Below are 22,232 nucleotides of genomic sequence, written 5' to 3' on the forward strand. Positions count from 1 at the left end.
TCACTCCGAGGTATGCGCAGGTCGCAACGCGCCCTGCGAAAAAAAGCGCCGGTGCGATACCACCGGCATGCGCGCCCGAATGGACGCTTGTTCTTCAATGTCGCGCTCGGCAAGCAGTACCGCTTCACCTTGCGCCTGTTCTGCGAGAATGCGTCCCCAAGGGTCGACGATCGCCGCATGGCCATGGGTTTCCCGTGGGCCAGGATGGGCGCCGCCCTGTGCCGCAGCCAGCAGGTAACACTGGGTTTCGATGGCCCGCGCACGCACCAGCACCTCCCAATGTGCTGCACCGGTCACAGCGGTAAAAGCTGCTGGCGCTGTGATCAGCTCCGCGCCGGCAGCGCGCAGCGCGCTGTACAGTTCGGGAAAGCGCAGGTCGTAACACACGCTCAGCCCCAGCCGCCCGACCGGCGTATCAGCCACCACCACCTGAGCACCCTGCGCGTAGTCATCCGACTCGCGGTAACGGCCCCGGTTGTCGGCCACGTCCACATCAAACAAGTGCAGCTTGTCATACCTTGCCGCCACCTCGCCGTGTTCATCGACCAGCAGCGAGCACGCATGGGCCTTGGCATCGGGCTGGCCGAACGGTGGCAAGGGCAAAGTACCGGCAACAATCCATAACTTGAGGTCGCGGGCGGTGCGTTTCAACCACGGCAAAATGGGCCCTTCCCCCAAGGCTTCGGCACGGCCGATGGCAGCAGCGTCCTTGCGCCCCATGGCGGCAAAGTTTTCCGGCAGCACCGCCAACCGTGCGCCGCCCAATGCGGCCTGCTCCAACAGGGCACCGGCACGCTGCAGGTTGGTCTGCACGTCGTCCTGGCTGACCATCTGGATTACCGCTGCCTTCATGGGTACTCCTAGCGGGATTTCTCGAAAGGTTTCACAAAGGTGATTCTAGGCTCTTTCCACGGCCCTTCGACACGGTAGTGCACGCTGGCAAAGCGTGACACGCGGTCACCGATCAGCCGATCGACCAGGAACAGCGCACCGCCCACCGCCGGCGCGCCGACGATCAACGCCGCCAGCGGCAGGTTGTTGGTCACCGGCAGGCTCACCTGCAAGTCAGCATCGACCCGGTCGCTGACCATGTCCAGCGTGCCGTCGAGCTCGAAGTTGCTCGACGGGCCGGTCACGGTAATCGGTTCGCGGGTCACGTACACGCCACTGCTGGCCACCAGCAAGCCCTTGACCCGGTCATAGGCCAGGCCCTTGTCAAACAGGTCGGAAAAGTCCAGACGCAGGCGCCGGCCAATCGAGTTGAAGTTGAGCAGGCCGAACACCCGCAGCGCCTGTGCGCTGCCTTCGACCTCGACGAACTGGCCGGTGCGCAGTGCTGCATCCATGCTGCCCGAGAAGCGCTTCAGGCCCACCGCGGCCGGCGAACCCGGCCAGCGGCCATCCACATCCAGGCGGAAGTCGCGGCTGGTCACCGTCGGGGCAAAGCCCCAGGCGCTGAGCACATCCGCCAGGTTCTTGCCGTCAAGGCGCCCTTTGTACCAACTGCTGGTTTTGCCCGTTTCACCCTCCCAACCACCACCGCCATCGATGCGTAACCCCTTGAGGTCGAGGTCGATATCACTGGCTGTGACGCCACGTGGGGTCGGCCGCAGCTTGATCGCGGCGCTGCCGTAGAGATCGTCACCGCGATAGAGCTTGTCGATGCTCAGGTCCAGTGCCGGGACTTTGCGCGGATCGAACGAGGCCAGCGGGTCGGGGCCGTCTTCAGCCTGCTGTTCAGCGGCGCTGGCGGCAGGCAGCCGCAAGGTCTGCATGCGCACGACCATGGGCGCGCCCTTGGCATCCGGTACGCGCGCATTACCGATGACTTCCTTGCTGTCGAGGCGCAAATCCCAGGCCGGGCCGCCCCGGGCCAGGCGTACCACGGCCTGGTTCAGGTCCATGCCGAAGGCTTTCAACTGGCCGATGCTCAGGTCGACGCTTTGCAGGTTCTGCCGCGCGCTGCCACCGGGGTCGTCCCCAGCCAGCCGGCCCGCCTGCTCTTGCCAAGGGGCCAGGTCCAGGGTCTCCAGCCGCCCGCGCACCCTCAGCCCCTGGCTGGCAGGTACCCGGGCGTCGCCTGTGCCCAGCACTAGCTCGCCACGGCCCTGAGTCAACGTTTCAGCCGGTGCAGCATAGGCAAAGCGGGCAAGGTCGGCGTAGGCAGCATCGAATTGCCGCTCCGGGCCCTGGAGGCTCATGTTGAAACGGCTGTCACGGGTATCTGCTGCCGCTTTGCCGAACGGAGCCGGCAGGTCGATGGCCAGACCCTTGAGGCTGGAAGTGACACTCAGGCGGTTGTCCCGGCTCCCCAGACTGAGCTGCAACTGATAGGGGAGGTCACCGGAGGCCGGCAAGGCCTGCTTGAACTGCAGCCAGTCAGTCAGCGTCTTGAGCGATACCTGGCCATTGGCATTGATGCGGGTCTGCATCTGCCCAGCCTGACCTTCAGCGGTTATTTGCGCCGTTACCGGCTTGCCGAAGGCCTGCAGACTGATGCCTTTGCCACTCAGGCCCTTGTCGAAGTCGAAGCTGAAGTCGCCCTTCAGGCGGTTCAACTCCAGGCTTGGCGGGGCCACTTTCAGGCGCGCATCGTGGGTGGCGAAGTCCACCTGCACTTTTGGGCGCTGCCCACGGACCAGCGGGATATCGAGCTTGACCTTACCCTTCAGCGGCCCCTCACCTTCCCAGCCGGCGAAAATCTCACCGGTGCCGATTGGCGCTTCCTTGAGAATCTTCAGGCCATCACCCAAGCTACCGTCGAAGTCGCCATCCAGGTAGAGGTGGCTGTGCTGATTACCGTCGACATGCGGGATATCGACATTCACATCGCTGACCTTGGTGTCAAGCAGCACGCCTCGCTGGGCCTTGATGCGCACGCCACTGTCCTCGATGAACACATCGCCATCGACGTGCTGCACCTGTGGCCAACCGGGCTGGAAGTCCAGGGCGGCATCATGCACCTTGAAGAACAGGCTGATGCTGCGCGCTTGCGGCGCTGCACCATGGTTCAGCGAGCCCTGATACTGGAAGTAGCCTTCATCCACGGCGCCTTTGACGATAGCGCTGCGCAGCCACTCGTCGAGGGCCGGGCTGAGCACCTCGGGCAGATACTTGGCAGTATAGCGGCCATCGCCTTCGGTCAGGCCGACGCGCAGGTCCATGTAGTCCTCGCGACCTTCCTCGAACAACAGGCGAATCAGGAAGTCACCGGCGATCTTGCCCTCCTCGCCCAGCACCTTGAGGTAGGGCGCAATCAGGGTGAAACCGTCTTTGTCCAAGGTCCAGGTCAAGCGCGCATTCGCCTTCTGGTAATGCCAGGGCTTGGCGAAGATCGGGTACAGATGCAGCATGAACGCATCGGTATCCAGGCGCAGCTCGCCGTGGCCCAGGTCACCACTGATGCTGCCACTGACGTTACCGGCCGCCGGGGCGTTGTGATAAGCATCGAAGCCTACCTTCTCCAGGTTGGCTGCGAACTGCAGGCGCTGGTCACCCTCGGCCTTGGGCCTGGCCTCGAGGCGCACATTGCGCAACGCACCGGTCACCTTCAAGCCATCGACCACATCCTTGACCTTGTCCGGCAGGGGGGCCAGGGCATCGATCAGCGGAGTCAGCGGGGTGAGGTCGAGGCGGTCGGCCTGTAACTGCCAGCTTTCATCGGCCGCGTTCTGGCCAGGGCGCTGCTGCAACTGCAGGTGAGACTCCCAGCGGGCCTTGCCGAGGTCCATGGCCAACGAGTCGACGACCACATCGAAGCCTTGCTCCCGGCGCTGGAACCAGGCGCCCAAAGCCAGATTATTCAGGTTGGTAGCCTTGCGCCCGGCATAGGCCCCCTCCAGCCTGGGTGCATTGAGCCTTACGACGGCCCGTTGCAACTGCCCCTTGCTCCAGCCGATCCAGAACTCACCGCCAGCCCGCAGGGTGTCAGCATGCCACTGCCCCAACACCCTGGGCGGCAACCAATGTGCCCAGTCACTTTGCGGCAGGCTGACATAGGCTTCTACCTCGCCATCACGCCAAGCGTCGGCCGACATACGGCTGTTCAGGCTCAACGCCAGGGGTTGGCCGTCAGGCAGGGTCGCACGCAAATCCAAGGCCTGACGGGTGGCACCGGCCTGCAGGCCGGCACTCACATAAGTCAGGGTCAGCGGGTCGCGCTGCCAGGGGTGCAGAGTGACCAGACTGTCGAACACATCGATGCGCCCCAGCTGGCGCAGGCGCTGCAGCAAGTCGGCAGGGTCCAGCGGCGCGTCGTCCTTCTTCGGCAGGCCTTCCAGGCTCCAGGCGCCCTGCTCGTTCTCGCGAAGGATCAGTTGCAGCCCGCCCAGCTGGATGCGCGCCAGGCGGACTTCGCGGGCGGTGAGGCTGGCCCAGATGTCGGGCACCACCATGACGTCGTCCAGCCGGAGCGCCTTGGTGCCTTCGCCCAATTGCAGGTCGCGCACCCGCAGCACAGGGGCCAGTCCGCTCCAGTGCCCTTCCAGGGCACCGACATGCACGGGCATGCCCAGCGCCTGCTCGGCCTTGCTTTCTACGTCGGCACGGTACTCGGCTACCAGCGGCACCAGTTCACGACCAAGGCTGACATACAGCGCCACCAAAACTGCCAGCAGGGCACATATGCCCAACCCCCAGCGGGTCAGAGCAACAAGAACGCGGTTCAGACGTCCCATGGCCATGGCCCTCCAAGTCGTTTATCCATGATGGCCCGTCGTGCCGGTTTTGCCAGCACGACGATGCAGTGGCGTATTTCAGAAGACCTCAGAGCAGCACCACGTCGTATTGTTCCTGCGAATACATCGACTCGACCTGGAAGCGAATGGTTCGACCGATAAAGGCTTCCAGTTCCGCCACGTTGCCTGACTCTTCATCCAGCAGGCGGTCGACAACCTTCTGGTTGGCCAGCACACGGTAGCCTTCAGCCTGATAGGCACGGGCCTCACGCAGGATCTCGCGGAATATTTCGTAACAGATGGTCTCGGGTGTTTTCAGCTTGCCGCGGCCCTGACAGGCCAGACACGGCTCGCAAAGCACCTGTTCCAGGCTTTCCCGCGTACGCTTGCGGGTCATCTGCACCAGGCCCAACTCGGTGATGCCGATGATGTTGGTCTTGGCGTGATCGCGCTCCAGCTGTTTTTCCAGGGTACGCAGTACCTGACGCTGGTGATCTTCGTCTTCCATGTCGATGAAGTCGATGATGATGATGCCGCCAATGTTGCGCAGGCGCAGTTGCCGGGCGATGGCGGTAGCGGCCTCGAGGTTGGTCTTGAAGATGGTTTCTTCGAGGTTGCGATGGCCGACGAAAGCCCCGGTGTTGACGTCGATGGTGGTCATCGCTTCGGCCGGGTCGACCACCAGGTAACCGCCGGACTTCAACGGCACCTTGCGCTCCAGAGCCCGCTGAATCTCGTCTTCGACACCGTACAGGTCAAAGATGGGGCGCTCGCCGGGGTAATGTTCGAGGCGGTCGGCAATTTCCGGCATCAACTCGCCAACGAACTGCGTGGTCTTCTGGAAGGTTTCCCGCGAGTCGATGCGGATCTTCTCGATCTTCGGATTGACCAGGTCGCGCAGGGTACGCAGGGCCAGACCAAGGTCTTCGTAAATGACCGTGGGCGCGCCGCAGGTCTTGATCTGGGTGCCGATCTGCTCCCACAGGCGGCGCAGGTAACGGATGTCCTGCAAGATCTCCTCGGCACGCGCGCCTTCGGCGGCGGTGCGCAAGATGAAGCCGCCGGCATCCTTGATGTTCTCGCTGTCCATGCAGTCGCTGACCACTTGCTTGAGGCGCTCACGCTCGGCCTCGTCCTCGATTTTCAGCGAAATACCAACATGACTGCTGCGTGGCATGTACACCAGGTAGCGCGACGGGATCGATAGCTGGGTGGTCAGGCGCGCCCCCTTGGTGCCGATCGGGTCCTTGGTCACCTGCACCACCAGGGCCTGGCCTTCATGTACCAGTGCGGTGATGTTCTCTACCGCCGAGCCTTCGCGCTGGGAGATTTCCGAGGCATGGATAAACGCTGCGCGCTCGAGGCCGATGTCGACGAAGGCCGCCTGCATGCCTGGCAGCACACGCACCACCTTGCCCTTGTAGATATTGCCGACGATGCCACGGCGCTGGGTGCGCTCGACATGCACTTCCTGCAGCACCCCGTTTTCCACCACCGCCACACGTGACTCCATCGGGGTGATGTTGATCAGGATCTCTTCACTCATGGCAGGCTCTCGTCAAAGGTTCTTTCTAATGATGGATGGCGTATGCACTGCTGGCTACTGCGGGTTTGTTACCTCTGGCGTATGCGCGAGCGATTGCCAGCAGGCGATGCCGAACTGGCCAAGCAAATCGGCCGTTTCACAGAGCGGCAAGCCGACCACCGCCGAATAGCTGCCGGAAAGACCGGTGACGAAGACCGCACCCAGCCCCTGGACGGCATAGCCGCCAGCCTTGTCAGCTGGCTCACCGCTGGCCCAATAGCGTTGCGCTTCATCGGTGCTGATGGCGCGAAAGCGCACTGTGCTGGTCACGCAAAAACTGTGCACACGCTGGCCATCGTCCAGGGCGACAGCGGTCAGCACCTGATGCTCGCGGCCTGACAGGTCAGCCAGCATGGCCAAGGCATCTTCACGGTTTTCCGGTTTGCCGAGAATACGACCATCGAGCACCACGGCAGTGTCTGCGCCGAGCACTACAGCCGGGCCGTCGACACGGGCCAGGCCGGCGGCGGCCTTTGCCCGGGCCAGGCGTTCGACGTAGGCAGGGGCGCTTTCGCTGGGTAGCGGAGATTCATCGATGGGGGCACTGATGACAATGAACGGCACGCCGATCTGCGTCAGCAGTTCACGACGCCGGGGCGAGCCTGAAGCCAGGTATAGCGGGGTCATGCAGACATCTCCCTGTCAGTGGCGCGTTGCCGTCAGTTGATGTGCAAGCGTCGACGCAGGTCGCGCAAGGCAAAGCTGATCCACGGCCAGAGCAAGGCGCTGATCACCGCCGACCAGACCAGCGCCAGGGTGGGCAGGCGGTTGCCGGTCAGTGCACTGAGCCACAGCTGGATCAACTGGGCGATACCAAAGATCACCAGAATGACCAGGCTTTGCTGCCACATGGGGAACATGCGCAGACGCTGCTGCAGGGACAGCACCAAGAAGGTGATGAGGGTAAGGACCAGCGCATTCTGCCCCAGCAGCGTGCCATACAGCACGTCCTCGGCAAGGCCCAGCACGAATGCCGTGGTCATGCCGACCTTGTTCGGCACGGCAAGGGTCCAGAACGACACCAGCAAGGCCAGCCACATGGGCCGGAACACTTCCATGAACTGCGGCATGGGGGAAACGCTGAGCAGCAGGCCGATGGCGAACGTAAGCCAGATGACCCAGCCGTTATTGCGGCGTGATGCAGCCATCATTGCCTCCGGGGTTGAGCGGGTGCGGCCGGCGTGGCAGGTGCAGCAGACGGGGCTGCTGGCTGCGCGACCGGAGTGGCCGGTGCTGCCGGTGTGACCGACGCGGCAGGCGTGCCAGCGGCGGGTGCGACCTGATCACGGGTAGCGGCCGGCTGGCCAGCAGGTGCAGCCCCCTTTCGGTCAGCCTCTTCCTGGGCAATGGCGGCATCGGTGGCACGCTGCTCCGGGCTACGCCGGTCACTGAACACCAGCAACATGTAGCGGCTGCGGTTGAGCGCGGCGGTGGGGATGGCACGGACGATGGCAAAGGGCTGGCCGGAATCGTGGATCACTTCGTTGACTGTGGCCACCGGGTAGCCGGCAGGAAAGCGCTGCCCCATGCCGGAACTGACCAGCAGGTCGCCTTCCTTGATGTCGGCAGTGTCGGCCACATGGCGCAACTCCAGGCGCTCCGGGTTGCCAGTGCCGCTGGCGATGGCTCGCAGACCGTTGCGGTTGACCTGCACCGGAATGCTGTGGGTGGTATCGGTCAGCAACAGCACCCGCGCGGTATAGGGCATCAACTCTACGACCTGGCCCATCAGGCCGCGGGCATCGAGCACCGGCTGGCCCAGGAACACACCATCACGCTCACCCTTGTTGATCAGAATGCGGTGGGTAAACGGGTTGGGGTCGACACCGATCAGCTCGGCCACTTCAACCTTTTCGTTGACCAGCGCCGAAGAATTGAGCAGCTCGCGCAGCCGCACGTTCTGCTCGGTCAGGGCCGCCAGCTTCTGCAGGCGCCCCTGCAGCAGCAGGGCTTCGGTCTTGAGCTTCTCGTTTTCGGCAATCAGCTCGGTGCGGCTACCGAACTGGCCGGCCACACCTTGCCAGGCACGCTGTGGCAAATCGGTGATCCAGTACGACTCCATCAGCACCAGGCCCATCTGGCTGCGCACGGGTTTGAGCACGTCGAAGCGCGCGTCGACAACCATCAACGCGACCGACATCACCACCAGAACGAGCAGGCGAACGCCCAGCGAAGGGCCCTTGGAGAAAAGCGGTTTAATGGGCCGTTCCTCGTGGACGACTCAGGAGGTCATTGGACATGGAACAACGCACCAGCCTGGTTGCGGGTTGACGGATACGGCGCCCAAACGGGCGCCAGCCCAGCGCATACAGGTAGCACTGTACGTACTACCTGTAAACCGGGCGCTCGTGAACAGCGAGCGGGATCACTCGCTGGAGAGCAGGTCCATCGCGTGCTTGTCCATCATCTCCAGGGCGCGACCGCCGCCACGGGCGACGCAGGTCAGCGGGTCCTCGGCGACGATCACCGGCAGGCCGGTTTCCTGGGCCAGCAGTTTGTCGAGGTCACGCAGCAGCGCACCACCACCGGTCAGCACCAGGCCGCGCTCGGCGATGTCCGAGGCAAGCTCCGGCGGCGATTGCTCGAGGGCGCTCTTGACCGCCTGGACGATGGTCGCCAGCGATTCCTGCAGCGCTTCGAGCACTTCGTTGGAGTTCAGGGTGAAGGCACGCGGTACACCTTCGGCCAGGTTACGACCACGCACGTCGACTTCACGTACTTCGCCACCTGGGTAGGCAGTACCGATTTCCTGCTTGATACGTTCGGCGGTGGATTCGCCGATCAAGCTGCCGTAGTTGCGGCGCACGTAGGTCACGATGGCTTCGTCGAAGCGGTCACCGCCAACGCGGACGGACTCGGCATAGACCACGCCGTTCAGCGAGATCAGGGCGATTTCAGTGGTACCGCCACCGATATCGACGACCATCGAACCGCGGGCCTCTTCAACCGGCAGGCCGGCACCGATGGCAGCGGCCATTGGCTCTTCGATCAGGAACACTTCACGGGCACCCGCACCGAGGGCCGACTCGCGGATGGCGCGGCGCTCGACCTGGGTAGACTTGCACGGCACGCAGATCAGCACGCGCGGGCTCGGCTGCAGGAAGCTGTTCTCGTGAACCTTGTTGATAAAATATTGCAACATTTTTTCGCAGACGCTGAAGTCGGCGATGACGCCGTCCTTCATCGGACGAATGGCTGCAATGTTGCCAGGCGTACGGCCCAGCATGCGTTTGGCTTCGGTACCGACGGCGACAACGCTTTTCTGGTTGCCATGGGTACGGATGGCAACAACCGAGGGCTCATTCAGGACGATACCGCGCTCACGCACGTAAATAAGGGTGTTGGCAGTACCCAGGTCGATAGAAAGATCGCTGGAAAACATGCCACGCAGTTTCTTGAACATGGGAAAGTGACCCTGGGGAAAGCGTGGGTAAAAAAGTGCGGCAAACTCTAACAATGGCAGGGATTTTGGGCAAGGAGCCAATATGTTAAATTGGCTGTTTTTCCGAGCACGCCAGCAGAATTTCGCGGCCGTTAGACCGCCAGAAAGCTGACATGTTCCTCACCGCGGACCCAAATTCCGTTCTTTGTTTCCCTTGGAGATCCTCATGGCGCTTGAACGCTGCGACGTGGAAAAGATCGCCCATCTGGCCCGCCTGGGCCTGAATGATGGCGAACTGCCACGCATTACCGACGCCCTGAACAGCATTCTCGGCCTGGTCGACCAGATGCAAGCGGTCGATACCACTGGCATCGAGCCCCTGGCCCACCCGCTGGAGGCCAGCCAGCGCCTGCGTCCTGACCAAGTCACCGAAAGCAACCAGCGCGATGCCTACCAGGCCATCGCGCCGTCGACCGAAAGCGGTCTGTACCTGGTTCCCAAAGTCATCGAGTAAGGGATAGAGCCTGCCATGCATCAATTGACCCTGGCCGAGATCGCCCGCGGACTCGCCGACAAATCGTTTTCTTCCGAAGAGCTGACCGGCGCCCTGCTGGCGCGCATCAAACAGCTCGACCCGCAGATCAACAGCTTCATCAGCATCACCGACGACCTGGCCCTGGCTCAGGCGCGTGCCGCCGATGCCCGTCGCGCCGCTGGCGAAACCGGCGCGCTGCTGGGTGCACCGATCGCCCACAAAGACCTGTTCTGCACCAACGGCGTACGCACCAGCTGCGGCTCGAAGATGCTCGACAACTTCAAGGCGCCCTATGACGCCACCGTGGTCGCCAAGCTGGCCGAAGCCGGCATGGTCACCCTGGGCAAGACCAACATGGACGAGTTCGCCATGGGTTCGGCCAACGAATCCAGCCATTACGGCGCGGTGAAGAACCCGTGGAACCTCGAGCACGTTCCGGGCGGGTCGTCCGGTGGTTCGGCCGCTGCTGTGGCCGCGCGCCTGCTGCCCGCCACCACGGGCACCGACACCGGCGGCTCGATCCGCCAGCCAGCGGCACTGACCAACCTCACCGGCCTCAAGCCGACGTACGGTCGTGTGTCGCGCTGGGGCATGATCGCCTACGCCTCCAGCCTCGACCAGGGCGGCCCACTGGCCCGCACCGCCGAGGACTGCGCGCTGCTGCTGCAAGGTATGGCCGGTTTCGACGCCAAGGACTCCACCAGCATCGAAGAACCGGTGCCGGACTACAGCGCCAGCCTGAACGCTTCGCTGCAGGGCCTGCGCATCGGCCTGCCGAAAGAGTACTTCGGTGCCGGTCTAGACCCACGCATCGCCGACCTGGTCCAGGCCAGCGTCAAAGAGCTGGAAAAGCTCGGCGCAGTGGTCAAGGAAATCAGCCTGCCGAACATGCAGCATGCCATTCCGGCCTACTACGTGATCGCCCCGGCTGAAGCCTCTTCCAACCTGTCGCGTTTCGACGGCGTACGCTTCGGCTACCGCTGTGAAGAGCCCAAAGACCTCACCGACCTGTACAAGCGCTCACGCGGCGAAGGGTTCGGCGTTGAAGTACAGCGCCGCATCATGGTCGGTACCTACGCCCTGTCGGCCGGCTACTACGACGCCTATTACGTGAAGGCGCAGCAAATCCGCCGCCTGATCAAGAACGACTTCATGGCCGCCTTCAACGATGTCGACCTGATTCTCGGCCCGACCACGCCAAACCCGGCCTGGAAGCTTGGCGCCAAGAGCAGCGACCCGGTTGCCGCCTATCTCGAAGACGTCTACACCATCACCGCCAACCTGGCGGGCCTGCCTGGCCTGTCGATGCCAGCAGGCTTCGTCGACGGCCTGCCGGTCGGCGTGCAACTGCTGGCGCCGTACTTCCAGGAAGGCCGCCTGCTCAACGTCGCGCACCGCTACCAACAGGTGACCGACTGGCATACCCGCGCCCCCAACGGCTTCTGAGGAATTCACACATGCAATGGGAAGTTGTGATCGGGCTGGAAATCCACACTCAGCTCGCCACCCAGTCGAAGATCTTCTCCGGCAGCGCTACCACCTTTGGCTCCGAGCCGAATACTCAGGCCAGTCTGGTTGACCTGGGCATGCCCGGTGTACTGCCGGTACTGAACGAGGAGGCCGTGCGCATGGCGTGCATGTTCGGCCTGGCCATCGATGCCGAAATCGGCAAGCGCAACGTGTTCGCACGCAAGAACTACTTCTACCCCGACCTGCCCAAGGGCTACCAGATCAGCCAGATGGACCTGCCGATCGTCGGCAAGGGCCACCTGGACATCGCGCTGGAAGACGGCACCATCAAGCGCATCGGCGTAACCCGCGCGCACCTGGAAGAAGACGCCGGCAAGAGCCTGCACGAAGACTTCAGCGGCTCCACCGGCATCGACCTGAACCGTGCCGGCACCCCGCTGCTGGAAATCGTCTCCGAGCCTGACATGCGCAGCGCCAAGGAAGCCGTGGCTTACGTCAAGGCAATCCACGCGCTGGTGCGCTACCTGGGCATCTGCGACGGCAACATGGCCGAAGGTTCGCTGCGCTGCGACTGCAACGTATCGATCCGCCCGAAAGGCCAGACCGAGTTCGGCACTCGCTGCGAAATCAAGAACGTCAACTCGTTCCGTTTTATCGAGCGCGCGATCAACAGCGAAATCCAGCGCCAGATCGACCTGATCGAAGACGGTGGCAAAGTCGTGCAGGAAACACGCCTGTACGACCCGAACAAGGACGAAACCCGCTCCATGCGCAGCAAAGAGGAAGCTAACGACTACCGTTACTTCCCCGACCCCGACCTGCTGCCGGTGGTCATCGAGGACAGCTTCCTCGAAACCATTCGCGCCGGCCTGCCGGAGCTGCCGCCACAGAAGGTCGAGCGCTTCCAGACTCAGTACGGTCTGTCGGCCTACGACGCCAACGTGTTGGCTTCCAGCCGCGAACAGGCTGACTACTTCGAAGAAGTGGTGAAGATCGGTGGTGATGCCAAGCTGGCGGCCAACTGGGTCATGGTCGAACTGGGTAGCCTGCTGAACAAGCTGGGTGTCGAAATCGATCAGGCGCCGGTCAGCGCTGCGCAACTGGGCGGCATGCTGCTGCGCATTCGTGACAACACCATCAGCGGCAAGATTGCCAAGACCGTGTTCGAGGCCATGGCCGCCGGTGAAGGCGATGCCGACAGCATCATCGAGAGCAAAGGCCTGAAACAGGTTACCGATACGGGTGCGATCGACAAGATGCTCGACGAAATGCTGGCAGCCAATGCCGAGCAGGTCGAACAATATCGCGCAGCCGATGAGGCCAAGCGCGGCAAGATGTTCGGCTTCTTCGTCGGTCAGGCCATGAAAGCTTCCAAAGGCAAGGCCAACCCGGGGCAGGTGAACCAATTGCTCAAGGCCAAGCTCGAAGGGTGATGGTTTTACCCCTGTAATGCTGCGAGGGCTTCGCCCTCGTTCGCGGCTGAAGCCGCTCCTACACAAACCAGCGTTTTCCCTGTAGGAGCGGGTTTACCCGCGAATGGTCGCACCGGAGAGCACCTGACTTGCTAAAACGTTCCCTCGGCACCCTCGCCCTGTTTTCTTTCCTGGCCGGCTGCGCTAGCCATGACATCGACCCGCGCGGCTACGACCAGACGGGCACCGCTTCCTACTACGGCTCGCGCCACCATGGCAAACGCACCGCCAGTGGCGAACCGTTCAACCAGCACGGCCTTACTGCCGCGCACCGCAGCCTGCCCTTCGGCACACGTGTACGGGTGACCAACATGGCCAACCAGCGCAGTGTGGTGGTACGCATCAACGACCGTGGCCCGCACACCCGCGGCCGCCTGATCGACCTGTCTCGCGCAGCAGCAGAAAAAATCGGTATGCTCCGTAGCGGAACAGCGCGCGTGCGCGTACAAGGGCTTAGCGACTGACGCGACAGGAGTCCGACCATTTTCGACCTGGCCACCCTTCCCACTTTTAGCCTGCTGCAAATGGGCGTTGCCCTGTTGTTGCTGATCGGTGGCGCCGAGCTATTGGTGCGCTCCGCCTTGCGCCTGGCGCAGCGCCTGCACGTTCGCCCGCTGATCATAGGCCTGAGCCTGGTGGCCTTCGGCAGTACCGCGCCACAATTGACCGTAAGCCTGCAGGCCGCCTACCAGGGTGCGCCGGATGTGGCAGTAGGCAGCGTGATCGGTAGCAACATCTTCAATGTACTGGTCATTCTCGGCCTGGCCGCGCTGATCATCCCGCTGCGGGTGTCACGCCAGCTGGTGCGCCTGGACATTCCCTTGATGATCCTTGCCAGCGGGCTGGTGTATGCACTGTCCGCCAATGCCCACCTGGGCAGGGTTGAAGGGGCACTGCTATTGCTGGGGCTGGCCGGTTACCTGGCAATGCTCTGGCATCAGTCGCGCCATTACGCACGCACCTACCCGGCCCCGGACGCCGCCAGGTCCGGTGCCGGGCGCTTCTGGTCAGGTACGCTGCTGCAGATACTGGTCGGCCTTGGCCTGCTGAGCCTGGCGGGCCACTTGCTACTGGAAGCTGCCATCGAGATGGCCACCGACCTGGGCCTGTCCGAGCGTATTATCGGCCTGACGGTCGTCGCCATCTGCACCTCCATGCCGGAACTGGCCGCTGCGCTGATCGCCGCCTTGCGTGGCGAACGGGAGATCGCCGTGGGCACGGTGATCGGCAGCAACCTGTTCAACCTGCTGGCCGTACTGGGCCTGACCGCACTGATCACCCCGGAACCCCTGTCGATCTCGCCTAACGCGCTGTCTTTCGATCTGCCTGTAATGCTCGGCGTTGCTGTCCTGAGCCTGCCAGTGTTCTATTCCGGTTACCGCATCACTCGCGCCGAAGGCCTGGTGTTTCTTTGCCTGTACCTGGCCTACGGCCTTCATGTGGCGGCTTTTACCATGGGTATGCCGCTGGCTGGCCGCCTGGAGCGATTGATGCTGTTCTATGTACTGCCGGTGCTCGCTGCGGTGTTGCTGTACACCACTGTGCGTGCCTGGCGGAGGCAGCATTGAGGGGCATGGAAGGGGCACGCGTCAGGGCCGCCAGACGCATGCCTTCAGGCTTTCATCGCCTGTGAGATCGAGCGCCGCGCGGGCGGCGCTCGATCTCACAGGCGCCGAAAACCTAACGGCATGCCCCTTACGAACAAACCCGATCAGCCCTTGGCCTGGCGAGCCTTCTTCAGCTTGAAGGCCACCCACAGCACAGCGATCCATGCCGGGATCAGCATTACCGAGATTCGAATCGGCGGCGTCAGGTACATCACCACCAGGATCAGCACGATGAACGCCAGGCACAGGTAGTTGGTCAGTGGGTGCCCCAGGCTTTTGTAGAAGGGGGTGATCCCGGCGGCCAGCTTGGCCTTGCGGAATTTGAGGTGGGTAATGCTGATGCTCGCCCAGTTGATCACCAACGCGGACACTGCCAACGCCATCAGCAAGCCAAAGGCCCCGCCCGGCATCAGGTAATTGATCAGCACGCACAGGCCGGTCGCAAAGGCCGACACGGCCAGCGCGGTCAGCGGCACGCCGCTACGGCTCACCTTCAGCAACTGACGCGGCGCATCGCCCTGGCTGGCCAGGCCGAACAGCATACGGCTATTGGCGTACACACAGCTGTTGTACACCGAGAGCGCAGCCGTCAGCACCACGATATTGAGGATGGTCGCCACCAGGTCGCTGTCCAGTTCGTGGAAGATCATCACGAACGGGCTGCCGCCCTGCACCACCTTCTGCCACGGGTACAGCGACAACAGCACTGCCAAGGCACCGATGTAGAAAATCAGGATGCGGTACACCACCTGGTTGGTGGCCTTGGGGATGCTCTCGCGCGGGTTGTCAGCCTCGGCAGCCGTGATGCCGACCAACTCCAGGCCACCGAACGAGAACATGATCACCGCCAGGGCCATTACCAGACCCGTGACGCCGTTAGGGAAGAAGCCGCCGTACTGCCACAGGTTGGCCACGCTGGCATCCGGGCCACCATGACCGCTGCCCAGCAACCAGGCACCAAAGCCGATCATGCTGACGATGGCTACTACCTTGACCAGGGCGAACCAGAACTCCATCTCGCCATAGACCTTCACCTGGGTCAGGTTGATCAGGTTGATCACCACGAAGAAGATCGCCGCCGTGGCCCAGGTGGGGAAGTCCGGCCACCAGTACTGCACGTATATACCGACCGCCGTCAGCTCTGCCATGCCGACCAGCACGTACACCACCCAGTAATTCCAGCCTGAGACAAAGCCGGCGAACTCGCTCCAGTATTGGTGGGCGAAGTGGCTGAAGCTGCCGGCAACCGGCTCTTCCACCACCATTTCGCCCAGCTGGCGCATGATCAGGAAGGCCATCAGGCCGGCGATGGCGTAGCCCAGCAACACGGAGGGGCCGGCCAACTGGATGGTCTGGGCAATGCCCAGGAACAACCCGGTACCGATGGCCCCGCCCAGCGCGATCAGCTGGATATGGCGATTCTTCAGCCCGCGCTGTAACCGCTCGGGCGTGCTCTGGTCTTGCATGAAGTGTCCTTTAGCTCAGTGAGGCAGTGTTGTTGCTGTTATTTGCAGTCAAGGATCTAGATCCATCCGCCCCACTGCAAGATGAAAATACCAATGTTGGTGGTGATCGCCGCCATTAGCGTGGTAATCACGATGATCGACGCGGCCAGTTCATGATTGCCGTTGGCCGCCCGCGCCATCACGTAGCTGGCCGCAGCGGTCGGGCTGCCTATGTACAGGAACAGGATGCCCAGCTCCGCCCCGCGAAACCCGCACAACCAGGCCCCAAGGGTGCCGAGCAGCGGCAGCCAGAGCATTTTCACGAGGCTGGCATCGATGGCCAGCCGGCCACAGTTACGCAGCGCTGCCAGCGACAGCGTGCCACCGATACAGATCAGCGCCAGCGGCAGGGTCATCTGTGCCAGGTAGTCGCCCGAGGTCAGTAGCCAGTTGGGCAGCGGCACCTGGCCGTAAGCCATCGGCGCGGCCACCAGCACGCTGATGATCAGCGGGTTGCTGAAAATGCTCTTGCAGATGCTCCACGGGTCGGACTTGAGGTCCGGGCTGTACACCGCCAGTACCACCGCTGACAGCGAGTTGTACATGAGGATGACCAGGCCTGCGAGCACCGCCCCCAGGGATATGCCATAGTCACCGTACAGGCTGGCGGCCAGGGCCAGGCCGATCACACCGTTGTTGCCGCGGAAGGCGCCCTGGGTATAGATGCCTCGGTCGGCCATCGGGCTGCGCCAGATGGCCATGCCCCAGGCAATGGCGAAACCGACCAAGGTGGCGACGATGAAATACAGGATGACACCGGGCTTGACCGCTGCGGCCAGGTCGGCGTGGTAGATGCCGAGGAAGAGCAGCGCCGGCATGCAGACGTTGAATACCAGCTGCGAGGCGACGCGGTTGAAGTTGTCGTCGATCAAGTGAATGCGTTTGAGCAGGACGCCCATGAACAGCATGGCGAAAACCGGTGCCGTGATGTTCAGGGTCTGGATAAGAAGGGCGAGCATGCGCAAGCGATCCTGGAGGGGTTGCCGTCAGGCGACCAATGATACGTCAACGGCTGGGATTTGCGGGGATCAAGCGCGATAAAAGGACATGTCTTTCAGGTTTTCTGCTGCCAGTACCGGCCGCTTTGCACCTAACCCCGCCACCACAGGTACCACGCCGCGGCTCATCGGTTCACACAAACCTGTCAGCCATTCATGACAAACCCGCAGCAACCCACGCCTTGTTCAGCCGCTTCTCCCGTGCCGACGCCGCCAGCGCCATCACCCCTTGGTCACGCTGCCAGATGTGCGCCCAATGCCCCGGCCCTGTCGCCAACGCCGCATCGATCTCCCCCCGCAATGCCTGGAACTGTGCAAACAACCCGCCCAGCAACAAGTGACAACCCATGCTATCGGCACACTGCCGGCTACCCTCGGCGCAGCCGGCCAACAGCCCAAGCAACTGCAGGCGAAGCCCCTGCGGCCAGGCGCACTCCTGCCCAACGCCATACAACCAGGCGGTCAGCGCCGTGAGCACATACAAATCCTCCAGCGAACGGAACGGCTTCACGTAGGCATCCCAGCCGTCACCGGCCAGCAACTCGCACGATGCCTGCTCCAGCAGCAGTCGGCCGTGCCCGACTTCCGGCATCAGCGGCAGGGTCGGCAATGGCTCCAGTGTCACGCCAGGCTCCCCGGGGTAAACCACCGCCAGGCTCAGTTGCGGCGCCGCGCCAGCCGCTTCGCTACGCGCCGCCACCAGCAACCACTCCGCCTCCAGGCCTGCGGTAACGAAGTCTTTGCAGCCCGACAGCCGCAGAGCGTCCAGCCGTGTGTGCATGTCTGCCGGCCGCACGCTGCGCCGCTCGGTAGCACACAAGGCGCCAAGGCTGTGCGGCGCACTGGGCCACAGCACGCGAAGGGCAGCCTGGTAACCCACCAGGAAGGCCAGGCCCGGGGTGGCCATTGCACGTCCACCCAGTACCGCCAATTCGAACGGGGCAACCGAGCCGAGGCGCTCAAGCAGCGCGGCGTAGGTTTCGCCCAGGGTGCCTGTCGGCGCGAGGCGAAGCGGATCGTTGAGTCGTTGCAACCAGGCCATGGAACAGCTCCTTGCTGGAGGGCTTTCAGTTAAGGCTCAGGGTGTGTCACGCAAGCATCACCAAACATTCACAGGGGTGACACTGGGTCTACCTAGGCTGACTTTGCACAACAAAGCCGACCGGCCGCAACCTTTCTTGGCTGGCTTATGGAGACTCGTAATGACTCGGATCGCTACCGCTGGCGACTACAGCACCGAACGCCGTCTGCAAGCCGAACGCCTGGTTGGCGCCGCGGCGCTGCAAGAAGCCCAGGCTCTGCGCTACACCGTATTCAGCGCAGAATTCAAGGCCAAGCTCAAAGGTGCCGAGCAGGGCCTGGACATGGACGACTACGACGTGCACTGCCGCCACATTGGTGTACGCGATATGAGCACCGGCGAACTGGTTGCCACCACCCGCCTGCTCGATCACCAGGCCGCCAGCAGCCTGGGCCGTTTCTACAGCGAAGAAGAATTCAGCCTGCACGGCCTGCTGCAGCTGCAAGGCCCGATCCTCGAACTGGGCCGTACCTGCGTCGCCCCCGACTACCGCAACGGCGGTACCATCGCCGTGCTTTGGGGCGAACTGGCCGAGGTGCTCAACGAGGGCCGCTACAGCTATCTGATGGGCTGCGCCAGTATCCCCATGCAGGACGGCGGCGTGCAGGCCCATGCAGTGATGCAGCGCCTGCGTGAACGTTACCTGTGCACCGAACACCTGCGTGCCGAGCCGAAGAACCCACTGCCGAAACTGGCCCTGCCCAATAACGTCATTGCCGAAATGCCCCCGCTGCTCAAGGCCTATATGCGCCTGGGCGCAAAGATTTGCGGCGAGCCATGCTGGGACGAGGATTTCCAGGTGGCAGACGTGTTCATCCTGCTCAAACGCGACGAGCTGTGCCCACGCTACGCCCGCCACTTCAAGGCGGCGGTCTGATGCCGAAGTTGCGGGTACTGGCCCGCCTCATCCGACTGCTGCTGGTGCTGGCGCAAGGCATGCTGATGGCCAGCATTATCGCCTTGGGCGAACGCTTGGGCTTCAAGGCGCCGATCGAACGGCGCCAGCGCTGGACCTGCCTGTTCATGAAGCGCCTGGTCGCCGCCCTGCCCTTCGACGTCAAGGTAGTTGGCGAACTTCCACAGCGACCGATGCTATGGGTCAGCAACCATGTTTCCTGGACCGACATCCCCCTGCTTGGCATGCTCACGCCGCTGTCTTTCCTGTCCAAGGCCGAAGTGCGCCACTGGCCGGTGGCCGGCTGGCTGGCGGAAAAGGCCGGCACGCTGTTCATTCGCCGTGGTGGTGGCGACAGTCAGCGCCTGCGCAAACAGATCGCCGGGCAACTGGGGCTGGCCCGCCCGCTGCTGATATTCCCCGAAGGCACCACTACCAGCGGCCGCACGTTGCGCACCTTTCATGGCCGCCTGCTGGCAGGTGCCATCGACCGTGGCGTGGCAGTGCAGCCAGTCGCTATCCAGTACCTGCGTGATGGCCAGATCGACCCGGTAGCGCCGTTCATTGGTGAGGACGACCTGGTGTCGCACCTGATGCGCCTGTTCGCCCTGCCGCGGGGCGAGGTGTGCATCCACCTCCTGCAGCCAATAGGTAGCGTGGGCAAGGAACGTGCGGTGCTGGCATTGCAGGCACAGCAGGCGATTCACCTGGCGCTGTTCGGGGTTGAAGACATGGAGATGGCGCCACGTCGACAGGCGCGGGCTGCCTGAATGCGTGTACTGCCTGTTCTGGCCCTTTCGCGGGTGAACCCGCTCCTACACCGAGCGCATTGCCCGTAGGAGCGGGTTTACCCGCAAAGGGGCCAGAATCACCCACACACCTCTAACTGTCAGACATCCGCCCTACCGCCGCAAACGCCTGCAGTTGCGGGTAGAACTCGCGAAAATCCGCCAGCAGCGGCTCATACAGCCGCTCCAGTTCCACCATCACCCCAGCCATCCCCTCAGGCCGCGACAAGCGCCGGGCAATGCCGTTGAACACCTGCTCCAGCGTGTCGAAATCGCCATACGCCCCTAGCCAGTCATCCGCTGCCATGAACGGCGCAATCCGCGCCAGCCGCCCAGGCAGCTCGGGCTCTGCCAGCAATACCCGATAAAACGCACCAGTGAACTGCTCCAGCGGCTGATCGGCGTAGTTGCCCCAGTGCCGTGCCAGGCAATGGTCGAAAAACACATCCAGGACGATGCCGGCAAAGCGCCGCCGCTCGCGCGGAAAACGTGCCAGAGCCGCCAGCACCACCGGATGCTGGTCAGTGTAACTGTCGATATGCCGGTGCAGTCGGATGGCCGCCTCCAGCGCAGGCGGAAAGCGCCCTTCCAAGGAGCCTTTGACAAAGTCGCCATACAGGCTGCCAAGCAGTTGTTGCGGCGCCGGGCCGCCCAGGTGCAAGTGTGCGAGGTAGTTCATGAGCGCAGTCTAGCATCGCCACCCAGCATATCGTTATAACGCGATATATCGATTCGTGCTCAGCTCAGAACGCCTTCGTATTTGTATATCGGAATTCAGCGAATTATATTTCGGCCTATCGCGATATACCGCTACAACGAGCCTCAAACCATGCCACTCGATCTCGACGAAATCATAAAAGCACTGGCCCACCCGGTCAGGCGAGAAATTCTCAGCTGGCTGAAAGACCCGGCAACCCAGTTTCCGGACCAGTACCACAGCACCGAAAACGGTGTGTGTGCGGGGCAAATCGACCAACGCTGCGGCCTGTCGCAGTCGACCGTCTCTGCCCACCTGGCCACGTTGCAGCGCGCCGGGCTGATCAGCAGCCAGAAGATTGGCCAATGGCACTTCTTCAAACGCGACGAAGCCAACATCCAGGCGTTCCTCGAACAACTGCGCCAAGCACTTTGACAAGGCAGGTAACCACAATGACCACGCTTTTCGATCCGATCAAACTGGGCGACCTGCAACTGCCCAACCGTATCATCATGGCCCCGCTCACCCGCTGCCGTGCCGATGAAGGCCGTGTGCCCAATGCGCTGATGGCCGAATACTACGTACAACGTGCCAGCGCCGGGCTGATCCTCAGCGAGGCCACTTCGGTCAGCCCAATGGGCGTCGGCTACCCAGATACCCCCGGCATCTGGAACGATGAACAGGTACGTGGCTGGAACAATGTGACAAAGGCCGTACATGCCGCGGGCGGTCGCATCTTCCTGCAGCTGTGGCACGTGGGTCGTATCTCCCACCCCAGCTATCTGAATGGCGAACTGCCTGTGGCCCCCAGCGCGATCCAGCCCAAGGGCCATGTGAGCCTGGTGCGCCCGCTGAGTGACTACCCTACCCCGCGGGCGCTGGAAACCGAAGAAATCAACGACATCGTCGAGGCCTACCGCAGTGGTGCCGAAAATGCCAAGGCTGCCGGTTTCGATGGTGTGGAGATCCATGGCGCCAACGGTTACCTGCTCGACCAATTCCTGCAAAGCAGCACCAACCAGCGCACCGACCGTTACGGTGGCTCGCTGGAAAACCGCGCGCGCCTGCTGCTGGAGGTGACCGATGCGGCCATTGAAGTGTGGGGCGCGCAGCGTGTAGGTGTGCACCTGGCACCGCGAGCCGACGCCCATGACATGGGCGACGCCGACCGCGCCGAGACCTTCACCTATGTGGCCCGAGCGCTGGGCAAGCGCGGCATCGCCTTCATCTGCTCGCGGGAGCGGGAAGCCGACGACAGCATCGGGCCGCTGATCAAAGAGGCATTCGGTGGCCCGTACATCGTCAACGAGCGGTTCGACAAGGCCAGTGCCAATGCGGCCCTGGCCAGTGGCAAAGCGGATGCCGTGGCGTTTGGTGTGCCGTTCATCGCCAACCCTGACCTGCCGGCACGGCTGGCAGCGGATGCGCCGTTGAATGAGGCGCGGCCTGAGACTTTCTATGGCAAGGGGCCGGTGGGGTACATCGATTACCCGCGGTTGTAATCAAGATTGCCGGGGCGCAGCTCAATCGGCGTACACCGT

At 63.0% G+C, this 22,232-nt stretch carries 20 protein-coding genes; 9 read left to right on the top strand and 11 right to left on the bottom strand.

The window, feature by feature from the left end:
- The 7 genes from AC3WLP_RS07915 to mreB all read right to left on the bottom strand — a co-directional run bounded on the left by AC3WLP_RS07915 (position 1) and on the right by mreB (position 9,664).
- The gene (locus AC3WLP_RS07915; RefSeq protein ID WP_012051308.1) at positions 1-852 is read right to left on the bottom strand and encodes a carbon-nitrogen hydrolase family protein; all 852 of its coding nucleotides are present in this window, start codon (positions 850-852) and stop codon (positions 1-3) included.
- An 8-nt stretch (positions 853-860) separates the two neighbouring features.
- Complete coding sequence (locus AC3WLP_RS07920) at positions 861-4,682, bottom strand: YhdP family protein (protein ID WP_088512975.1); 3,822 nt, start codon at positions 4,680-4,682, stop codon at positions 861-863.
- Between the two features lie 82 nt (positions 4,683-4,764).
- Positions 4,765-6,222 carry a ribonuclease G gene (gene rng / locus AC3WLP_RS07925; RefSeq protein ID WP_003255158.1) on the bottom strand — a complete coding sequence of 486 codons (1,458 nt, stop codon included), beginning with the start codon at positions 6,220-6,222 and terminating at the stop codon, positions 4,765-4,767.
- A gap of 54 nt (positions 6,223-6,276) precedes the next feature.
- On the bottom strand, positions 6,277-6,888 hold the full coding sequence (locus AC3WLP_RS07930) for a Maf family protein (protein ID WP_003255159.1): 612 nt from the start codon (positions 6,886-6,888) through the stop codon (positions 6,277-6,279).
- Between the two features lie 32 nt (positions 6,889-6,920).
- Positions 6,921-7,409 carry a rod shape-determining protein MreD gene (mreD, locus tag AC3WLP_RS07935; RefSeq protein ID WP_003255161.1) on the bottom strand — a complete coding sequence of 163 codons (489 nt, stop codon included), beginning with the start codon at positions 7,407-7,409 and terminating at the stop codon, positions 6,921-6,923.
- Positions 7,409-8,461 (bottom strand): rod shape-determining protein MreC, encoded by a 1,053-nt coding sequence (gene mreC, locus AC3WLP_RS07940; RefSeq protein WP_079732573.1) that lies wholly within the window; start codon positions 8,459-8,461, stop codon positions 7,409-7,411. The genes mreD and mreC overlap by 1 nt, the downstream gene beginning before the upstream one ends.
- A 165-nt stretch (positions 8,462-8,626) precedes the next feature.
- Positions 8,627-9,664, bottom strand: a complete 1,038-nt coding sequence (gene mreB / locus AC3WLP_RS07945; protein WP_003255163.1) for a rod shape-determining protein MreB — start codon at positions 9,662-9,664, stop codon at positions 8,627-8,629.
- 205 nt (positions 9,665-9,869) lie between these two features.
- Between mreB and gatC the strand changes: the two genes are divergently transcribed.
- The 5 genes from gatC (at position 9,870) to AC3WLP_RS07970 (ending at position 14,688) form a co-directional block, all read left to right on the top strand.
- On the top strand, positions 9,870-10,157 hold the full coding sequence (gatC, locus tag AC3WLP_RS07950) for an Asp-tRNA(Asn)/Glu-tRNA(Gln) amidotransferase subunit GatC (RefSeq protein WP_003255165.1): 288 nt from the start codon (positions 9,870-9,872) through the stop codon (positions 10,155-10,157).
- Positions 10,158-10,172: 15 nt separating this feature from the next.
- Positions 10,173-11,624 (top strand): Asp-tRNA(Asn)/Glu-tRNA(Gln) amidotransferase subunit GatA, encoded by a 1,452-nt coding sequence (gatA, locus tag AC3WLP_RS07955; protein ID WP_004574465.1) that lies wholly within the window; start codon positions 10,173-10,175, stop codon positions 11,622-11,624.
- A gap of 11 nt (positions 11,625-11,635) precedes the next feature.
- The gene (gatB, locus tag AC3WLP_RS07960) at positions 11,636-13,081 is read left to right on the top strand and encodes an Asp-tRNA(Asn)/Glu-tRNA(Gln) amidotransferase subunit GatB (RefSeq protein ID WP_003255169.1); all 1,446 of its coding nucleotides are present in this window, start codon (positions 11,636-11,638) and stop codon (positions 13,079-13,081) included.
- A 128-nt stretch (positions 13,082-13,209) separates the two neighbouring features.
- The gene (locus AC3WLP_RS07965) at positions 13,210-13,584 is read left to right on the top strand and encodes a septal ring lytic transglycosylase RlpA family protein (RefSeq protein WP_003255170.1); all 375 of its coding nucleotides are present in this window, start codon (positions 13,210-13,212) and stop codon (positions 13,582-13,584) included.
- A 60-nt stretch (positions 13,585-13,644) separates the two neighbouring features.
- A complete protein-coding gene (locus AC3WLP_RS07970; RefSeq protein ID WP_012051306.1) occupies positions 13,645-14,688 on the top strand; it encodes a calcium/sodium antiporter in 1,044 nt (347 codons plus the stop codon).
- A gap of 143 nt (positions 14,689-14,831) precedes the next feature.
- Here AC3WLP_RS07970 and AC3WLP_RS07975 read toward each other — a convergent pair whose 3' ends face one another.
- From AC3WLP_RS07975 to AC3WLP_RS07985, 3 genes are all read right to left on the bottom strand, one after another.
- On the bottom strand, positions 14,832-16,193 hold the full coding sequence (locus AC3WLP_RS07975) for an amino acid permease (protein WP_003255172.1): 1,362 nt from the start codon (positions 16,191-16,193) through the stop codon (positions 14,832-14,834).
- A gap of 56 nt (positions 16,194-16,249) precedes the next feature.
- Positions 16,250-17,191: an AEC family transporter gene (locus tag AC3WLP_RS07980; RefSeq protein ID WP_012051304.1), complete on the bottom strand. Its 942-nt coding sequence runs from the start codon at positions 17,189-17,191 to the stop codon at positions 16,250-16,252.
- A 193-nt stretch (positions 17,192-17,384) separates the two neighbouring features.
- The gene (locus AC3WLP_RS07985; protein ID WP_012051302.1) at positions 17,385-18,272 is read right to left on the bottom strand and encodes an acyl-CoA dehydrogenase middle domain-containing protein; all 888 of its coding nucleotides are present in this window, start codon (positions 18,270-18,272) and stop codon (positions 17,385-17,387) included.
- 160 nt (positions 18,273-18,432) lie between these two features.
- Between AC3WLP_RS07985 and olsB the strand changes: the two genes are divergently transcribed.
- Both olsB and AC3WLP_RS07995 read left to right on the top strand, forming a co-directional pair.
- Complete coding sequence (olsB, locus tag AC3WLP_RS07990; RefSeq protein ID WP_012051301.1) at positions 18,433-19,188, top strand: L-ornithine N(alpha)-acyltransferase; 756 nt, start codon at positions 18,433-18,435, stop codon at positions 19,186-19,188.
- Positions 19,188-19,976, top strand: coding sequence for a lysophospholipid acyltransferase family protein (locus AC3WLP_RS07995; protein ID WP_012051300.1), 789 nt, complete (start codon positions 19,188-19,190; stop codon positions 19,974-19,976). The genes olsB and AC3WLP_RS07995 overlap by 1 nt, the downstream gene beginning before the upstream one ends.
- Positions 19,977-20,088: 112 nt before the next feature.
- Here the strand turns inward: AC3WLP_RS07995 and AC3WLP_RS08000 are convergent, their stop codons facing one another.
- The gene (locus AC3WLP_RS08000; RefSeq protein WP_012051299.1) at positions 20,089-20,673 is read right to left on the bottom strand and encodes an acyl carrier protein phosphodiesterase; all 585 of its coding nucleotides are present in this window, start codon (positions 20,671-20,673) and stop codon (positions 20,089-20,091) included.
- A 150-nt stretch (positions 20,674-20,823) separates the two neighbouring features.
- Between AC3WLP_RS08000 and AC3WLP_RS08005 the strand changes: the two genes are divergently transcribed.
- Positions 20,824-21,126 carry an ArsR/SmtB family transcription factor gene (locus AC3WLP_RS08005; RefSeq protein WP_012051298.1) on the top strand — a complete coding sequence of 101 codons (303 nt, stop codon included), beginning with the start codon at positions 20,824-20,826 and terminating at the stop codon, positions 21,124-21,126.
- A gap of 17 nt (positions 21,127-21,143) precedes the next feature.
- Complete coding sequence (locus AC3WLP_RS08010; RefSeq protein ID WP_003255179.1) at positions 21,144-22,193, top strand: alkene reductase; 1,050 nt, start codon at positions 21,144-21,146, stop codon at positions 22,191-22,193.
- Positions 22,194-22,232: the final 39 nt, after the last annotated feature.

Source organism: Pseudomonas sp. FW305-E2 (assembly GCF_058782925.1).